The organism is Bacteroides sp. AM07-18, assembly GCF_003602695.1.
Taxonomy (GTDB): domain Bacteria; phylum Bacteroidota; class Bacteroidia; order Bacteroidales; family Bacteroidaceae; genus Bacteroides; species Bacteroides uniformis.
The window spans coordinates 148602-165508 of the sequence record NZ_QTLM01000002.1; the positions used below are offsets into that span (position 1 = coordinate 148602).

At 46.0% G+C, this 16907-nt stretch carries 13 protein-coding genes; 8 read left to right on the top strand and 5 right to left on the bottom strand.

Annotation, left to right across the window (positions count from 1 at the left end; genetic code table 11):
- Positions 1-344: 344 nt before the first annotated feature.
- Entirely contained in the window at positions 345-1496 is a 1152-nt protein-coding gene (locus DW096_RS04090) for an ISAs1 family transposase (protein ID WP_005835756.1), read from the bottom strand.
- Between the two features lie 298 nt (positions 1497-1794).
- Between DW096_RS04090 and DW096_RS04095 the strand changes: the two genes are divergently transcribed.
- The 3 genes from DW096_RS04095 (at position 1795) to DW096_RS04105 (ending at position 8246) form a co-directional block, all read left to right on the top strand.
- Positions 1795-2871 (top strand): IS110 family transposase, encoded by a 1077-nt coding sequence (locus DW096_RS04095; RefSeq protein ID WP_005835758.1) that lies wholly within the window; start codon positions 1795-1797, stop codon positions 2869-2871.
- An 863-nt stretch (positions 2872-3734) separates the two neighbouring features.
- The gene (locus tag DW096_RS04100) at positions 3735-5495 is read left to right on the top strand and encodes an AAA family ATPase (protein ID WP_087332739.1); all 1761 of its coding nucleotides are present in this window, start codon (positions 3735-3737) and stop codon (positions 5493-5495) included.
- Between the two features lie 171 nt (positions 5496-5666).
- Positions 5667-8246 (top strand): alpha-amylase family glycosyl hydrolase, encoded by a 2580-nt coding sequence (locus tag DW096_RS04105; RefSeq protein WP_118930936.1) that lies wholly within the window; start codon positions 5667-5669, stop codon positions 8244-8246.
- Positions 8247-8258: 12 nt separating this feature from the next.
- Here the strand turns inward: DW096_RS04105 and DW096_RS04110 are convergent, their stop codons facing one another.
- The gene (locus DW096_RS04110; protein WP_120028719.1) at positions 8259-9242 is read right to left on the bottom strand and encodes a GNAT family N-acetyltransferase; all 984 of its coding nucleotides are present in this window, start codon (positions 9240-9242) and stop codon (positions 8259-8261) included.
- 93 nt (positions 9243-9335) lie between these two features.
- On the opposite strand from DW096_RS04110, the gene DW096_RS04115 reads away from it, so the two are divergent.
- The 5 genes from DW096_RS04115 (at position 9336) to DW096_RS04135 (ending at position 12250) form a co-directional block, all read left to right on the top strand.
- Positions 9336-9872, top strand: a complete 537-nt coding sequence (locus DW096_RS04115) for a nitroreductase family protein (RefSeq protein ID WP_005826354.1) — start codon at positions 9336-9338, stop codon at positions 9870-9872.
- A gap of 2 nt (positions 9873-9874) precedes the next feature.
- Positions 9875-10210: a hypothetical protein gene (locus DW096_RS04120; RefSeq protein ID WP_087332736.1), complete on the top strand. Its 336-nt coding sequence runs from the start codon at positions 9875-9877 to the stop codon at positions 10208-10210.
- Between the two features lie 4 nt (positions 10211-10214).
- Entirely contained in the window at positions 10215-11012 is a 798-nt protein-coding gene (locus tag DW096_RS04125; protein ID WP_087332735.1) for a Rossmann-like and DUF2520 domain-containing protein, read from the top strand.
- A gap of 79 nt (positions 11013-11091) precedes the next feature.
- The gene (locus DW096_RS04130) at positions 11092-11622 is read left to right on the top strand and encodes an HAD family hydrolase (protein ID WP_005826358.1); all 531 of its coding nucleotides are present in this window, start codon (positions 11092-11094) and stop codon (positions 11620-11622) included.
- 46 nt (positions 11623-11668) lie between these two features.
- Positions 11669-12250 carry a Maf-like protein gene (locus DW096_RS04135; protein WP_008663872.1) on the top strand — a complete coding sequence of 194 codons (582 nt, stop codon included), beginning with the start codon at positions 11669-11671 and terminating at the stop codon, positions 12248-12250.
- Here DW096_RS04135 and DW096_RS04140 read toward each other — a convergent pair.
- The 3 genes from DW096_RS04140 to pgk form a co-directional block, all read right to left on the bottom strand.
- Entirely contained in the window at positions 12247-14439 is a 2193-nt protein-coding gene (locus tag DW096_RS04140) for a tetratricopeptide repeat protein (protein ID WP_005826360.1), read from the bottom strand. The two genes, DW096_RS04135 and DW096_RS04140, sit on opposite strands and share 4 nt — an antisense overlap.
- An 81-nt stretch (positions 14440-14520) precedes the next feature.
- On the bottom strand, positions 14521-15546 hold the full coding sequence (locus DW096_RS04145; RefSeq protein ID WP_005826362.1) for a porin: 1026 nt from the start codon (positions 15544-15546) through the stop codon (positions 14521-14523).
- A 74-nt stretch (positions 15547-15620) separates the two neighbouring features.
- On the bottom strand, positions 15621-16880 hold the full coding sequence (gene pgk, locus DW096_RS04150; protein WP_085929901.1) for a phosphoglycerate kinase: 1260 nt from the start codon (positions 16878-16880) through the stop codon (positions 15621-15623).
- Positions 16881-16907: the final 27 nt, after the last annotated feature.

Sequence of the window (16907 nt, forward strand, 5' to 3'; positions counted from 1 at the left end):
AGATAATTGCATTGTTTGTGATGCAGTATTTGCTCAAGATTCAGCTCAGCCCCGACAAAAAGTTGAGCGCACTTTTACCCTCATGCCCTCATAATGTGCTGCATCCCTTTGTCCATCGGGCATACAGCTATGAGGGTAACCATGAGGGCAGCATGAGGGTAAGGCGTTACTCTCATAGCGTATCGTCCGCTCGCTTCGTGGCATCCGGGAAAAACAATGGCAAGAAAGATGTATACCCCTTTGCTTTCTATGCTGAATCACAGAGGTTTGTCGTGTTGAAGCACCTTGTCTGTCAACGGCTCACTATGGTGGGCTTTCTTGTTCATATGGGCAGGGCTGACGCATTAAAAATATTTCATTGATAAAAGTTCACAAAGAAGTTCATCATCCCATCCAGCAGCCTTTCTTTTTCCTTTCACGCTTCCCTTTCTTTCATTTTTCTTAATGACCATCAGTGCTATTTTATTCATAAGTGAAACATTCTGTGCCGCATTGCCCGTTTTTCTGCCTGCGTCTTCATTAAAGGAGACATCCAATTGCCAATGTAGATTGTTCTCAATAGCCCAATGTGCCCGTATGGCTTCTGCTATTCTTTGAGGCTCAAGTCCCAATGAAGTGATATAGAACCTATGGTTTACAGTCGTCTCGCCTGTCGTCCTGATGGTTCTTTGCGAGGAGATTCTCACAACTGCCTTCAATCCCTTCCAATCCTTTAACATCCCGGTTAACGCCTGGCAACTGTACACAAGACACTCACGGCGTTCGTGTCTGCCATGAGCCTCTTCCTCCGTTATGTATTTGCCGTATCTGGTGGCATAATAAGCCTTGTTGACATCTATATTCTTCTTGTCCAAATCATCGAACCATCCTTTGACTGTATTATAAAGATTCCGATGGTTTTCTTTAAGAGCCAGGACATAATCCGCCCCACACTCTATTATCTTTTTGGCAATATCCGTTTGACAGCCCATTGCATCAATGGTTACAAGGCATCCGGTTAAGTCCAATGCTTCCAGCAACAAGGGGATAGCCACAATCTCGTTATGTTTCTCATTGACTTTCAGTTGTCCAAGGCTGATTCCATTAGCTGTAGCCCAGGCACTGACCATATGGAGCTTAAATCCGGGATTCCCGGCGGGGTGGGAAGAGGTACACTTGCTGGCACCACGGATGGTCTTGCCGTCAATGGCCACGACACCCTCATATTTCTCACAAATCTCAAACATCCAGTGCCGGAAAATACGTTCGAAATACTCAGGGTTCAGAGCGCTGAAAAAGCGGTTGAAGGTATCATGGCTGGGGATGGATTCCAATCCGGGAAGACGCTCGCGGAAAAAGTCAATCTTGGCATTGCCGAAATCCTCTATCTCATACCAGGACTCCGCGCCACATATGACAGCAGCCATGGCGATATAAACGATGGCATCGGCAGAATGTACACGTTTTCTGTCAATACGAGGGTCATTGATTTGTTTACAGATACTAAATATTGCCATTGTTCTTGTCAACTTATGTTTCTTAATTGCTTATAAAGATAAGGATTTTAGATGATGTATGAAAGCGTTTTGTCTATTAGTTATCAAGCATATAAAGTATGCTTTTAATAGAATTATAATAGTTACTATGTTTGTAAATGCTGAAAATATTCGCTTGTCGGGACGGGTGGTCCCGCCCCTTGCCGCTGGGCGCTCCCCGACCAATGAATTTTAGATAAAGTAAAATAGGCGCAATAATTGAATTACTAAATTTGTAATTGACAAGATTCAATATTCAGTAATTAAAACTATTACACCTATGGTGCAAAGAAAAGAATTAAATTTTGAAGGTCAAAATATCTATATAGGTATTGACGTTCATTTGAAGACTTGGCATGTGTCAATCCTCACCGAATCCGGTTGCTTGAAAAAGCACAGCCAGCAGTCTTCCGCCCAAGCGCTCTTTGAACATTTGAAGAAACATTATCCCAACGGTAATTATCTGTCCGCTTATGAGGCCGGTTTCAGTGGCTTCTCCACTTATTATTCATTGTTGGATTTTGGTATAGAATGTCTTCCGGTTCATGCTGCCGATATTCCGACGGGACAATACGAATCCGTGATGAAAACAGATGCCATTGACTCCACCAAAATAGCGAGGGCTTTGAAGTCCGGTCTGCTTCGGGGTATTTACATCCCTAAGAAAGAGGTTCTTGATGACCGTAACGTCATGCGTTTGCGTATAACTTTGAAACGGCAACTTTCCGGTTACAAGTCACGAGTGAAGCACCTGCTTTATAATAACGGAGTTATTTATCCTGAATGTTTTCAAAACTCAAAGTCTCATTGGTCGAAACGCTATCTTAAATGGGTACATGAAGATGTACAACTGTTATCAGAAAGTCGAAATTCACTGGATCTGTTGTTGAGACAAGTGGAGTTGTTTCGTAAGAGTCTCCTTGAGATTACCCGTCTGGTACGTACGTTATCCCGTAACGGGCGTTATGGGGAAGCATACGAGAACATCGTCTCCATTCCCGGTATTGGTATGATTACAGGCATGTGCCTTTTGACAGAGATAGGTGACATTCACCGCTTCCGTAATGAAAGACAATTCGCCTCCTATCTGGGACTGGTACCTACAAGCCATAGCAGCGGTGAAAAGACAAGTCACGGCGAGATGACGTTCAGAGGAAATAAGCGGCTTGGCCCTTTACTGGTGGAGAGCGCCTTGGTAGCCATACGGCAAGACAGGGCATTGGCCGCTGCCTACGGAGAGTATTGCAAGCGTATGTTGCCGCAAGAGGCGATAATCCGCATAACCCGTAAATTGTCAAACAGAATACTGATTATACTCAAAAGTGGAAAAAAGTATGAGCATGACAGATGTTACTGACAGAAAATATAAAAGAGCCCTTCAGGCAAATTTCAACCGGGACGACTCCTGCATAAATTATGATGAACCTTCAAGGTTGCATCTCTAAATAGATTGTTGCGTCCTACCTATTATTCTGAAGAAGTAAATTGTTGGCTGCATACATTGTGGTACAACTTATAGAAGTTTGTCTAATAGGGCTTTTATTTAATTTTAAACGACACAAGGCTTACGGCTTTGGGTTAGTTCATAGGTTGTGGCTTTAGTCGCAATCGGGATGAATATTGTTTCTTTTTGTGAACTCAAAAAACGTAAGTGATTGATTTATAAAGTTAATAACAAATAAAAAGGTATTCAATTATTAGGAATACAACATAGAAAATATTTATGGTAAAAACTATAATGCGTCAGCCCTGTAGGCGTTTTTATCAAAGGAAAACGGTGCTGAAGCATAAGGATGCTTGCCTTGACGATGATGAACGCCAAGGGAGAGCAACCTCGCAACCATATTGAAGTTCCGCAAGTTGATTTGGTTCTGTTGTCATATCCGTGTTTCTTGATTCGTAATCCTTATCGTTTATTCTACAATCGGTCAAGCTAAACCGAGGAAAACCACGGCTCTTTCATTTAAGGGAGTCAGAAGGAGTTATCGGGAGTTAAAGGGAGTTGGAAGCCGGTAGTATCGTTATATATCAACAAGAGTATCGGCCTTTAACTCCCGATAACTCCTTCTAGCTCCCGACAACTCCTCTAAATGAAAGAGCCGTGGAGGAAAACTTGAAAAATCAGCAGCAATGCGCCTCTCTACAAGAACTTTTGCTATCTTTGTGTCGTTGATGCCAAAAGTGGCTGATTGAATAGAAAAAACAACAGGAGGACAGCAGATGGACCCATTGAAATACATAGTACCCGGCAGAAAGAGACTTCCCTACGGCATGATGAACTTCGCGGATATCCGCCAAGACAATTATTATTATGTGGACAAGACCCGCTTCATCCCCATGATAGAGGAGGCGGACCGCTTCTTCTTCTTCATCCGTCCGCGCCGCTTCGGCAAGAGCCTCACGCTGAACTTGCTGAGACAATACTACGACGTGCGCACCCGTGACAAGTTCGAAGCCCTTTTCGGTGACCTGTACATCGGGCAGCATCCCACGCCGAGCCGCAACAGCTATCTGGTGCTCCATCTCAACTTCTCCGGCATCGGCGGCGAGCTGAACGACTACCGCAGAGGGCTGGATGCGCATTGCGGCATTACTTTCGAGAACTTCTGCAAGATATACGCCGACCTCCTTCCGCAAGACACTCTGGAAGGACTGCGCAAGGCGAACGGAGCCGTGGAGCAGCTGGACTTCCTCTGTCAGGCTTGTGAACGTGCCGGACAGGATATGTATCTCTTCATCGACGAGTACGACCACTTCACCAACACCATCCTTTCCAGTCCCGAAAGCCTGCGCCGATATACGGACGAGACGCATGGCGAAGGTTATCTGCGCGCTTTCTTCAACAAGGTGAAAGCAGGAACGGATTCATGCATCAAACGTTGTTTCATCACCGGCGTAAGCCCCGTGACGATGGACGATCTCAGCAGCGGATTCAACATCGGCACCAACTATTCCCTCGCGCCGAAGTTCAACCAGATGATGGGATTCACCGAGGAGGAGGTGCGCGAAATGTTGGCCTATTATTCAGCAAACAGCCCCTTCCACCACAGCGTGGACGAGTTGATGGAGATGATGAAACCGTGGTACGACAACTACTGCTTCGCGCAGGAATGTTACGGTGAAACCACCATGTACAATTCCAATATGGTGCTTTACTTCGTCAAGAACTACATTGACGATGGCAAAGCGCCACGCAACATGATAGAGAGCAATATCCGCATCGACTACGAAAAGCTGCGCATGCTCATCCGCAAGGACAAGGAATTTGCCCACGATGCTTCCGTCATACAGACTCTCGTGAGTCAAGGCTTCATCACCGGTGAACTGAAAGACAGCTTCCCTGCCGTCAGCATCACCAATCCCGACAACTTCATCAGTCTGCTCTACTACTTCGGAATGCTCACCATCAGCGGCACGTATAAAGGAAAGACAAGGCTCACCATCCCCAACATGGTGGTGCAGGAACAGCTCTATACCTATCTGCTGAATACTTACGACGAGGCCGACCTGAGCTTCAGCTCTTACGAGAAGAGCGAACTTTCCTCGGCTCTGGCTTACGACGGCGACTGGCAATCCTACTTCGGCTACATTGCCGACTGCCTGCACCGCTATGCCTCGCAGCGCGACAAGCAGAAGGGCGAGTCCTTCGTCCACGGCTTTACCCTTGCCATGACTGCGCAGAACCGTTTCTACCGTCCCGTCTCCGAGCAGGACACGCAGGAAGGTTATGTCGATATTTTCCTCTGCCCGATGCTGGAAATCTACTCCGACATGAAGCACAGCTACATCGTAGAACTGAAATATGCCAAGTATAAGGATTCCGAAACCCGTGTGGAGGAACTTCGCCGGGAAGCCATCGCCCAGGCCGACCGCTATGCCGAGACGGAAACGGTGAAGCGTGGCATCGGCACCACCCGGTTGCATAAGATTGTGGTGGTGTATAAAGGTATGGAAATGCGTATCTGCGAGGAAGTAGGTTGATTGGCTACAAAAGTTTGTCATTCAGCTTTCATAAAACATGGTGGTACGGGAACATTTGCTTGCCATGCAAACGTTTCCGTAAGCTTGCTGCTACTTTTCTCTTGCGTTAATCGGTTTGCCCTTTCTTTTCCGGCTATATTTGTGAAGTGATAACTTTGAACACTTCATATTATGAAAATTATCAATCAACGTAAGATTTCTGTTTTATGGCATTTAATATGCTTCAGTTTAGTGCTGGCATTCGCGGCATGCAGTGACGACAAAGAGGAGTTCCAGGAGTATCTGACTCCTGCTTCCGGTAGTGAATCAATCTTTGAGCAAGGTTTTAGCTTTGGTGAAGCTGCTTCTTCGCAAAGCGTCAGTTTTGAGGCCGGGCAGCAGTGGACAGCCGAGCTGAGTGGTGAAGATACCGGTTGGTGCAACATCAGTCCGGCAAAAGGTACGTCCGGGAAAGCTACGATTATGGTTTCTGTCGGCAAGAATGAGACAGGGAAAGCGCGGACGGCACAATTGAATATTGTATCCGGTTCGAAGAAGAAAGAAATATCTGTCACTCAGGCTGCCAATGCGATTGTAGCTCCGGATGGTTTGAGTTTTACACCGGCAGCACCGGATGCCGACCAGTCCCTTGTAATTACTTTTAAAGCGGATGCAAAGTCTGCTCTCTATGGGCATAAAGGAGATGTGTATGTGCATATTGGTGTGGTCAGTGAAGGAACTTGGCTGTTCGTTCCGGCAGAGTGGACGGAAAACAAGGATAAATGTAAGATGACTTCAACCGAAGCCAACGTATGGAGCATTACGCTGAGCCCGAATATCCGGGAATGGTTTGGAAGCGGGAAGACACCGGTGAACCGGCTCGGAATAGTGATTCGCAGTGCAGACGGCAATAAGAAAGGGATAGAATCGGATTCCTTTGTTGAGGTGACCGACACAAAATATGAAGGTTTTGTTCCTGGTGAAATTAAAACTGCAGCAGTGCCGGCCGGTATGGTCGAGGGTATCAATGTAGTGGATAATTCTACGGTGACACTGGTACTTTATGACAAAGATGCGAATGGGAATCATAAGGACTTTGCCCATGTAGTGGGCGACTTCAATAACTGGACATTGGGCAATGACGAAAAATCGCAGATGTATCGTGATGATGCTTCCGGATGTTGGTGGATTACGTTGGCGGGGCTGGATGCTGGCAAAGAGTATGCTTTCCAATATTATGTAGGTACGAAGGCGGGTGAAGTGGTTCGCCTGGCTGATGCCTATACGGAAAAGATTCTTGATCCTGATAATGATAAATATATTCCGGCTTCTACCTATAACGAAAGTATGGCTTATCCTGAGGGAGGAGTAGGAATCGTTTCGACCTTCAAGATACAGAAAGACAGTTATAACTGGAAGGTCAATGACTTTAAAATAGCAAATCCTGAGCAATTGGTGATATACGAATTGCATCTACGTGACTTTACCGCCTCCAGCGACATCAATGGTGCAATGGGCAAGCTTTCTTATCTGAAGGCTATGGGAGTCAATGCCATCGAACTGATGCCGGTGCAGGAGTTTGACGGAAACGACAGTTGGGGGTATAATCCTTGCTTCTTTTTTGCGATGGATAAGGCTTATGGCACAAAGGCCATGTATAAGCAGTTTATTGACGCTTGCCATGAGGCGGGTATGGCAGTTATTCTGGATGTGGTCTATAATCACGCTACAGGAAACAATCCGCTGGCTAAACTTTATTGGGATGGTGATAAGACTGCAAAGAATAATCCATATTTCAATGTGGAAGCACCTCATCCTTATAGTGTGTTCCATGACTTCAATCATGAAAGCCCGTTAGTGCGTAAGTTTGTGAAGCGCAATCTGCAATTCTTGTTGAAGGAATATAAGGTGGATGGGTTCCGCTTTGACCTGACGAAAGGATTCACACAGACTTCTTGTACTGAAAGCACGGCATCCAATTACGATGCAAGTCGCATTGCTATCCTAAAGGATTATAATGCTGCCATCAAGGAAGTGAAAGAGGGCTCTTATGTTATCCTGGAGCATTTCTGTGATTCAAAGGAAGAAAATGAACTGGCTGCAGATGGCATGCACTTATGGCGCAACCTGAATAATGCCTATTGTCAGTCGGCTATGGGATATGCTGAAAATAGTTCTTTTAGCAGCCTTTATGAGAAAACACCTGCATGGGTAGGTTTTATGGAAAGTCATGATGAAGAACGCGCAGCTTACAAACAGTCGCAATGGGGTGAAGGTATACTGAAAACCGACCTTGATGCTCGCATGAATCAGTTGGCGCTGAACACTACATTCTTCCTTACTGTTCCAGGTCCTAAGATGGTTTGGCAATTTGGAGAGATGGGATATGACATTTCCATTGAGGAGAATGGACGTACGGGCAGGAAACCGTTGCATTGGGAGTATCTGGAGAATACTAACCGCAAGGAGCTGCACGATGTTTATGCGGATTTAATGAAATTGCGTAACGCCCATCCGGAATTGTTCGATTCAAGTGCCATCTTGACATGGAAGGTCGGAGTTTCTGATTGGGACAACGGTCGTTCATTGTTGGTAGAAAGTGTAACGGGCAAGCAGCTGGTTGTTATGGGCAACTTTACGCATAATGCGGTTGATGTAGCTTTCCCGGCAACAGCTGGTAACTGGACCAATTATTTTACCGGAAAGAGTGAAACAATAAATACACAGGTCAATGTACCGGCTCATGGATATGTAGTCTACACTAATTTCTAATTTCGGTAAAAATCATTCATACATCTTTATCAGCACCCGATTCAGCCAGTTCCAACGGAAACGGAACCAGCGTCGGGTGCTGCTTTGTTTTCCCCCGAAGCGGAGAACGAACTCACGGTAGCCATGCCTGCGGAAGGGAAGTCCCACGTCCATGAACTCTAAGTGGCGGTATCCGCGTTGTTTGGCATCATCCAGTGCTTTCCATACGGCAAGAATCCCCGGATATTGCAGGGCATAAGTCTTGCGCATGCCACCAGAGAACCATAGATAGGCGCTGTCATCTGAATAAATGCATGCGCTGCCACCGATAATCTTCTCCTTATAAATGACGATGAAGATTTTGCTTTGCTGCCCTTTTGTCAACTGGTTTTCGAGATGCTGAAAGAACTTGATGCTGGGGAAGTGGCGCCGTATCTTGGAAGAATATACGTGGCGCAACATCTGGGCAAAACAGAGAATCTCCTCTTTGGTACGTGCTTCCCGTACTTGGGCGCCGTTTTTGAGCCCTTTCTTTATTTGCCGGATACGTGACGGGCTGAAACGCTCTTCCACCTTTTCGACGCTGTGCAGCGAGTTGCGTACCCGCAGCCAATTGATGGCGATGTATTGGTTGTCTCGGAAAGATTTGTATCCGAACATGGCATTTTCCAGGTTGCGGAACTCGATGAGAAAAGAATTGCGCAATGCTTCATTGGTAAGCCTTTGCAGCATGTCACTGAAGATAATCTCTTTGTCTGCCTCGTTATTGAAATATTCTCCCGTACCGTACACCTCACATCTTTTGATGATGCCGGGTGGAAACATGCGGACACTTTTACGTATGGCGGCAAGCAGTTTCGCAACGGGCTTGTCATCTTCGGATGCCACAATGAGTATGGGGGTATACCCCGGAGTTGCCTCGTAGATTCGGAACAACTCTGTGGAATGGAAGGTGTTGGTGCCTGGCAGGTCAGGAACCTTGCTCCCACGGTAATATGTAGTGAGTTTGAGGGGCATGGCCTGCAAATTTAAAAAATAATCTCGTATCTTTGCAAAAATTATTGTTAATGTGTCGATGTGCACATTAGCATATTAGCACATAAAATCATTATGGAAAGTTTCAGTGAATTGATAAAAGCACGCCGCAGCATGCGGAAGTTTACAGAAGAAGAATTGACACAAGAACAAGTCGTTACTTTGATGAAAGCAGCCCTGATGGCACCCACGTCGAAGCGTAGCAATGCATGGCAGTTCATAGTGGTGGACGAGAAGGATAAATTGAAGGAATTGTCCTATTGCAAGGAGCAGGCATCGCAGTTCATTGCCGATGCGGCACTGGCTGTAGTGGTTGTTGCCGACCCTCTGGCAAGCGATGTGTGGATAGAAGATGCCTCCATTGCTTCCATCTACCTGCAACTTCAGGCCGAAGATATGGGGCTGGGAAGCTGCTGGGTGCAGGTGCGCGAACGTTTTACGGCTTCCGGTATGCCTTCCGGCGAGTATGTGCACGAGGTGTTGGATATTCCTTTGCAGTTGCAGGTGCTTAGTGTTATTGCTATCGGCCATAAGGGGATGGAGCGCAAGCCTTTCAACGAAGACAATCTGCAGTGGGAAAAGATACATATCAATAAGTACGGAGGAAAGTAACAGTGAGTGCAGCAAAAGCAAACAATAACCGTGATACATATAAGGCCACTGCCATCACACTGATTGTATTCGGCATTCTTTACTTGGTGGACAAATTGGTGCATTTTTCTGCAATCGGCTTGCCGTGGGTGATGAATAAGGATAATTTTCTATTGTATACCGCAGTGATTTTTTTGCTGTTCAAGCATGACAAGTCAGTGGGATTGGTATTGATAGGTTTGTGGCTGATATTGAACTTCGGGTTGATAACTGCCTTACTCGGTACGATGTCCGCTTATCTGCTGCCGTTGGCGTTGCTGGTATTAGGGACTATTCTGTATTGGTTGGCAACAAGATAAGCGTATGGCAGGAAGAAGTATAGAAGATACGTCCATTGCCTTTATCGGTGCCGGAAATCTGGCTACTAATCTGGCAAAGGCTCTTTATCGGAAAGGGTTTCGTATTGTGCAGGTCTACAGCCGTACAAAAGAATCGGCGCAGGAATTGGCACAGACGGTGGAAGCTGCATATACCACGGAGCTGCAGGCGGTTACGAAGGAGGCACAGCTTTATATCGTTTCGCTGAAGGACGCGGCTTTTGTAGAATTATTACCCCAGATTGTTTCTGGAAAGGAGAATGCTTTATGGGTGCATACAGCCGGCAGTATTCCTATGAATATTTGGCAGGGGCATGTAGTGCGTTATGGAGTGCTTTATCCGATGCAGACTTTCAGTAAGCAGCGTGAAGTGGATTTTGGACAGATACCGTGTTTTGTGGAAAGCAACTCGGAAGAGGATGTGCAGCTTCTGAAGGACATTGCTTCTGCCCTATCGGAAAAAGTGTATGAAGCAAGTTCTGAGCAGCGCAAAAGTTTGCATCTGGCGGCTGTGTTTACGTGCAATTTTACCAATCACATGTATGTGTTGGCTGCTGAACTGCTGAAAAAGTACGGGTTGCCGTTCGAGGCAATGCTCCCCTTGATAGACGAGACGGCCCGCAAGGTGCATGAGCTGGAACCGCTTGCCGCACAGACAGGACCGGCTGTGCGCTATGATGAGAATGTCATTGACGAGCATCTGCGGATGCTTGCCGATGAGCCGCAAATGCTGGAACTATATCGGGAGATTAGCGAGAATATACATCGGTTGGCAATAAGATAACCGGATGCCGATGCTTGCCTCTTTTGAACTAATGTTTTGCTGCATATAGGTATATTATAATGAACAAGAAAAAAGTGCAATGAGTACCATAAACTATGATTTGAAAAAGATAAAAGCCCTTGTTTTTGATGTGGACGGTGTGCTGAGTGCCAATGTTATCCCTATGAGTTCGGAGGGTGAACCTCTGCGTACGGTCAACATAAAGGATGGTTATTCCCTGCATCTGGCCGCTAAGCAAGGTGTGTTGCTGGGTATAATTACGGGTGGACGTACAGAAGCAGTCCGCAAGCGTTTTACTTCTTTAGGTTTTGAGGATGGAAATATCTATATGGGTTCTTCTGTTAAAATCCATGATTACCATGACTTCCGTGACCGTCATGGCTTGAAGGACGAGGAAATATTGTATGTAGGTGATGATATTCCCGACTTGGAGGTGATGCGTGAGTGTGGTTTGCCGTGTTGTCCTAAGGATGCTGTGCCTGAGGTAAAGGCTGTGGCTCGCTATATTTCGTATGCAGAAGGCGGTTATGGCTGTGGTCGCGACATTGTGGAACAGGTATTGAAAGTGCAAGGGCTTTGGATGGCAGATGAAAAAGCTTTTGGTTGGTAGTTGTTTCAATCGTTAAATTGTAAATCGTCAAATCGTAAATGATATGATGTTGGATAATCTGAAGAAATATAAGGTGATTCTTGCCTCTAACTCTCCGCGAAGGAAAGAATTGCTGGCTGGTTTGGGAGTGGAATATGAAGTAAGAACTTTGCCCGATGTGGACGAGTCTTATCCCGAAACGTTGCGGGGAGCGGATATTCCTCTCTACATATCCAGGGAAAAGGCAGATGCCTACCGTGATATGATGCATCCGGACGAATTGATGATTACAGCAGATACCATTGTCTGGCTGGATGGACAAGTTCTCGGAAAACCCAAGAATAGGGAAGAAGCTATGCAGATGTTGCGCGACATGTCCGGACGTACCCATGAAGTGTTTACCGGTGTATGCATCACTACCACTGAGTGGCAACGCAGTTTTGCGGCGGCAACAGAAGTGCGTTTTGCCAAACTGAACGAAGAGGAAATTGCCTATTATGTGGACAAATACCACCCCATGGATAAAGCCGGAGCTTATGGTGTACAAGAGTGGATTGGATTCATCGGGGTGGAAAACATATCCGGGAGTTACTATAATATAATGGGGCTCCCCGTACAGAGGCTGTACAGGGAGTTGTTGGAGGTCTAAACCAGATCCATCATTAGAGGGATATCTTTTTCACTGATTCCTTGTCTGACAAGTGTTTCTTTGTCTTTACCGAACATTTCTCTAAAAATCTCCTGCCCGCCATATTCCAAAGCTGCTTTACTGTAAAGTTCTGCAGCTTTTTCTATTTTGCCCGTTCTCCAAGCAACATGTCCGGCATTGAGATAGTCTGCTGCGAGTGGTTTGGAGGCGAGTATCTTTTCGTAATACTTCATTGCTTGCTCATACTTGCCGTTGACAAACGAACACCAGCCTATAGCACGCCATGCTTTGATACAATTGCTTTCGATGAAATCAAGCTTGAAGAAATATTGCAGAGCCTCTTCATATCTTTCCAGTTCGGCAAGGCAGCTTCCGGCGTAGAAAAGGATATTATGGTTTTCCGGCTGGATTGCCTCCACTTTCTTGTAGTATTCCAGTGCAGAGGCAAAGTCCCTTATCTGCCTGTAGCACGTAGCGAGATGGCGGATTGTCCAGACATGGTCGGGCTTTAGTACATCGGCTTTCAGGTAGGCGTCTATCGCTTCCTTATACCTCTTTTCCTTTTGCAGGCAATAGCCAGCCTTTTGGAAAATGTCTGCATTTGCATGGTTCAAGGCTATCAATTCCTTATAAAGCTCCAATGCTTCTGCCGGGTGTTCTTTGCGGAAGTGGAAATCGGCGATGGTAATCAGCAGCTCGGGTTTGCACAGAATATCTTTGAGTGCCGGGATACGGTGCAGGGCAATCTCTTCCTTGAAGATGTCACGGAACTCGTGTCTGCGCTGGCTTAACTTGAAGAAACGGTATAAGTCGTGGACATACTGGTTGCTGATGACATCCGGTCGTTCGGCATACTGCCGTAAAGCGGAAGATTTGCTTTCGTCCATGAGTGCATCCAAATCCTGGGAAGTCATCTGGCTGAGCATCATCGTACGCTGTGACTGTGGTATATGTGCCATTGTAAAGCAAAGGGAATACTTGTCACTATTGCAGAAGAAACCGGATTGGAGGATAAGGGAGAGGATGGCATTGTCTCCGGTAGGCTTGAATCCGAATTCCTTGATGATGCTGGAGTGATGCATGTCGAACGGATAGAACCAGTTGTACGGTTCCTTAAAGAACGGATAAGTCTTGAGTTGTGCAAACGTACTCATATAGACGTCAGCGCCTTCCAGCTGTAATTCGTTCATCTCCCGTATCTTGTCTCCCAGTCCGGAACTTTCAAAAGCTTTCTCCCAATCCGGATTAAGATCGTTTTCCTCAGGGTTCTCTTCAAAACCGAACTTCATGTTGCGCATGATGTTCACATTCCTCATCATCTCCGGAATGATTTCTTCACGCATCTTCTTGTCTATCTTTTCCGTTTCCTGGCTACGGAGCAGCTCGATGTAAATACGGTTCAGTTGCTTGCCGAAACTGCCGTCTTCGTTGAGCAGGGAAAGGCGGGCTGTCAATTCGGGATAAAGCGACAGACGGGTGGGATGAAAAAGAAGTGCGAAAGCGATACCTACCAAAGCCCGTTGGTTTACTTGCGTATTTGCATGCGTTACGGCGTCTAGCAACCATGAGAATTTGCGGGTATCGAAGCATTCCATCAGACTGAGCATGACGGCACTGGTGAACAGGCACAAATCATTGACGGGAAGCATTTCTGATTCCAGTAATCCTTTGGCTTGCTGTTCGTCTTCTGCAGACCAGTCACTGTTACTCCATGTGGAAAGGAAAAGAACCTGGGCGGTTTGTTCGTGCCGTTGCAGTACGGCGTCCATGCCTTGGTTATCCGGCATCAGCTGACAAACGGCCAGGTCATCAGGGAAAGATTCCAATACCTTCTGCAGTGCGGCAATATTGTATTCTTTGGGGAGGCGTTCCCGGTTATTGCGCAGGGAATGGTAATAGTGCGTGGAAACTCCGTCAAGGAGAGACAGACGTGCCTGGTCAGCGACTTCCCAAGTTTCGGTCAGAATCTGGCGATATAGTTTCTGTCGTTCAGGATCGTCGATTCCCTGGCGCATGTATTGCAGCATGTACTGATAGGATGTCTGAGCTTGTTCCAAGCGGTTGCGGAGTGTCCAGTCACCGCTGTTCCAAAGAAAGGCTTCCAGTTGGGATTGTGCTTCCTTCAGCCGTTGCTGCTTGAGTAGAGTAACGATATGCTGATATTGTTCTTGTATGGCTTGTTCGTTCATAAATCAGTCTCTTTTTGGGTATGTATCTTATAAAACTACAAAAAGGATGCCAAAAAGTTCATAAATTTCCATTTCCCCAGCTCAGAAACGAACTTGCAACTGTGCTTGAAGCAGGTTTGAGTTTTCTCCTTTATGGCGGTTACAGTATGTATACTGGGCTTGCAGACGGCATTTGGGATAGAACCAATACTGTACACCTGCTACATAATTGGTCTGTTTATCGGAAATAGTTTTATTTTTGTTGAAATAGTCATAAGAGGCTATTACGTCAAATTTGGGAAGCACATGGGCAGATACGGTTGCATAGTAACCGTCACTTTTAACGTGTCCGTCTTTTCCGGCCAAGTATTCTGTACGTACATCTACGGATTTTGTTTTGATGGTGGCACCTGCCGACCAGCGGTTTCGGGTGTAATTCTCTCCTATGGCTATGTCTGGATTAATGGAAGAAACGGCTACGGCGCATCCTTTCCCTTTAACAAAGGAACCGCCGACGGACAACCATTTCAATGGATGTACCATAAGGCTGCCTACAATATCTTTCTGATTGTTTTTATCTTTTAGGTTGATGCCTTGTCCGTTCATGATGGCAAGGTTATAAGTCATCAAAGAGTCGAACAAGTCTCCATAAATTAACAATCCCATATCACGACCGCTTGCAGAGCCATACAACGGATCACTGCCATTGATACCGGCCAGGTAATTGACGGCTTGAGAATAACAGTTTATTAATTCGACAAAGCAGGGAGACATCGGGTTCTCAATGGTATACATGGTTTTGAACTGTCCGATACGTGCTGTGAGTTGAGGGAGAAAGCGGTATTCCGTGTAGGCTTCCAGAATTTTTCCGGTATTGGCAAAGCTGTACATGAAGTAAGCCGACCATTTATCGGTGATTTTACCGCGCGCCATAAAGATAACTCTCTTTATATCGAAAGTATTGCTGGTACCTTCGCCCGCATCATCGTATGTATATCCCACTTGGGCATAGCCGGAGAGTGAAATGCGGTCTTTTAAAGTGTTGACTACATCATTCAGACAAGCATCTTGTGCTTTCAGGATGCATGTGGCTGATAAAAGGATGCAGGATAGTAGAATTCGTCTCATTATAGGGATGGATAGTAGTAAAAAAGGCAACCCTTTTTTCAAAGAGCTGCCTTTGGGTGTTATTTTGCTTGTTTTTATTCGTTGATAGCAGCGATACCCGGAAGGATTTTTCCTTCGATTGCTTCAAGCAATGCACCGCCACCGGTAGATACGTAAGACACGCCGCTTGCCAAGCCGAACTTGTTGACACAAGCTACAGAGTCACCGCCACCTACGAGTGAGAAAGCACCGTTCTTGGTAGCTTCTACGATAGCTTCGCCTACAGCGCGTGAACCGTGAGTGAAGTTCTCGAATTCGAATACACCCGTCGGACCGTTCCAAAGGATAGTCTTGGAGTTCTTGATGACATCTGCAAAGATCTTTTCAGTCTCAGGACCGATATCAAGACCTTCCCAGCCATCAGGAATTTCGTCAACCGGGCAGAACTTGGTGTTGGCATCGTTGGAGAAAGAATCGGCAATCTTGGCATCAACAGCCAAAACAAGGTTTACGCCTTTTTCTTTTGCTTTCTTCACCAGGTCAAGAGCCAAATCCAGTTTGTCATCTTCGCAGATAGAAATACCGATTTTGCCGCCCATGGCTTTGGTGAAAGTATAAGTCATACCGCCGGCAATAATCAGGTTGTCTACCTTGTTCAGCAGGTTTTCAATGATTTCAATCTTGGAAGAAACTTTGGAACCACCCATGATGGCAGTAAACGGACGTTGGATATCGTTCAAAACTTTATCAACAGCCTTTACTTCTTTTTCCATCAGGTAACCGAACATTTTGTTGTCCTTGTCGAAATATTTAGCGATCAATGCAGTAGAAGCGTGTGCACGGTGAGCGGTACCGAAAGCGTCGTTTACATAGCAATCTGCATAAGAAGCCAATTTCTTGGTGAATTCTTTCTGGCTTTCCTTAACAGCAGCTTTGGCAGCCTTCTTTTCTTCGTCTGTAGCATCTTCAGCCAAACCGCGGGGTTTGCCTTCCTCTTCAGCGTAGAAACGGAGGTTCTCGAGCAACAACACTTCACCCGGTTGCAGAGCAGCAGCCTTTACGGCAGCTTCTTCGCCCATACAGTCGTTAGCAAATTGCACCTCAACACCCAACAACTCTTCGAGATGCTTCAGAATGTGCTTCAAGGAGAACTTGTCAGCCGGGCCTTTCGGACGACCGAGGTGAGAACCGATAATTACACTACCGCCATCGGCCAAAATCTTCTTCAATGTAGGAAGAGCGGCACGCATACGGGTATCATCTGTAATGTTGAAGTTTTCGTCCAAGGGTACGTTGAAGTCCACACGAACGAATGCCTTTTTTCCGGCAAAGTTAAATTGATCAATTGTCATAATACTCTATTTTATTTAAAAGTGTTACTA

Excerpts from the sequence above, each read along its gene's own strand:
- DW096_RS04090 (WP_005835756.1), bottom strand. The coding sequence starts at position 1,496 with ATGGCAATATTTAGTATCTGTAAACAAATCAATGACCCTCGTATTGAC.
- DW096_RS04095 (WP_005835758.1), top strand. The coding sequence starts at position 1,795 with ATGGTGCAAAGAAAAGAATTAAATTTTGAAGGTCAAAATATCTATATA.
- DW096_RS04100 (WP_087332739.1), top strand. The coding sequence starts at position 3,735 with ATGGACCCATTGAAATACATAGTACCCGGCAGAAAGAGACTTCCCTAC.
- DW096_RS04105 (WP_118930936.1), top strand. The coding sequence starts at position 5,667 with ATGAAAATTATCAATCAACGTAAGATTTCTGTTTTATGGCATTTAATA.
- DW096_RS04110 (WP_120028719.1), bottom strand. The coding sequence starts at position 9,242 with ATGCCCCTCAAACTCACTACATATTACCGTGGGAGCAAGGTTCCTGAC.
- DW096_RS04115 (WP_005826354.1), top strand. The coding sequence starts at position 9,336 with ATGGAAAGTTTCAGTGAATTGATAAAAGCACGCCGCAGCATGCGGAAG.
- DW096_RS04125 (WP_087332735.1), top strand. The coding sequence starts at position 10,215 with ATGGCAGGAAGAAGTATAGAAGATACGTCCATTGCCTTTATCGGTGCC.
- DW096_RS04130 (WP_005826358.1), top strand. The coding sequence starts at position 11,092 with ATGAGTACCATAAACTATGATTTGAAAAAGATAAAAGCCCTTGTTTTT.
- DW096_RS04135 (WP_008663872.1), top strand. The coding sequence starts at position 11,669 with ATGTTGGATAATCTGAAGAAATATAAGGTGATTCTTGCCTCTAACTCT.
- DW096_RS04140 (WP_005826360.1), bottom strand. The coding sequence starts at position 14,439 with ATGAACGAACAAGCCATACAAGAACAATATCAGCATATCGTTACTCTA.
- DW096_RS04145 (WP_005826362.1), bottom strand. The coding sequence starts at position 15,546 with ATGAGACGAATTCTACTATCCTGCATCCTTTTATCAGCCACATGCATC.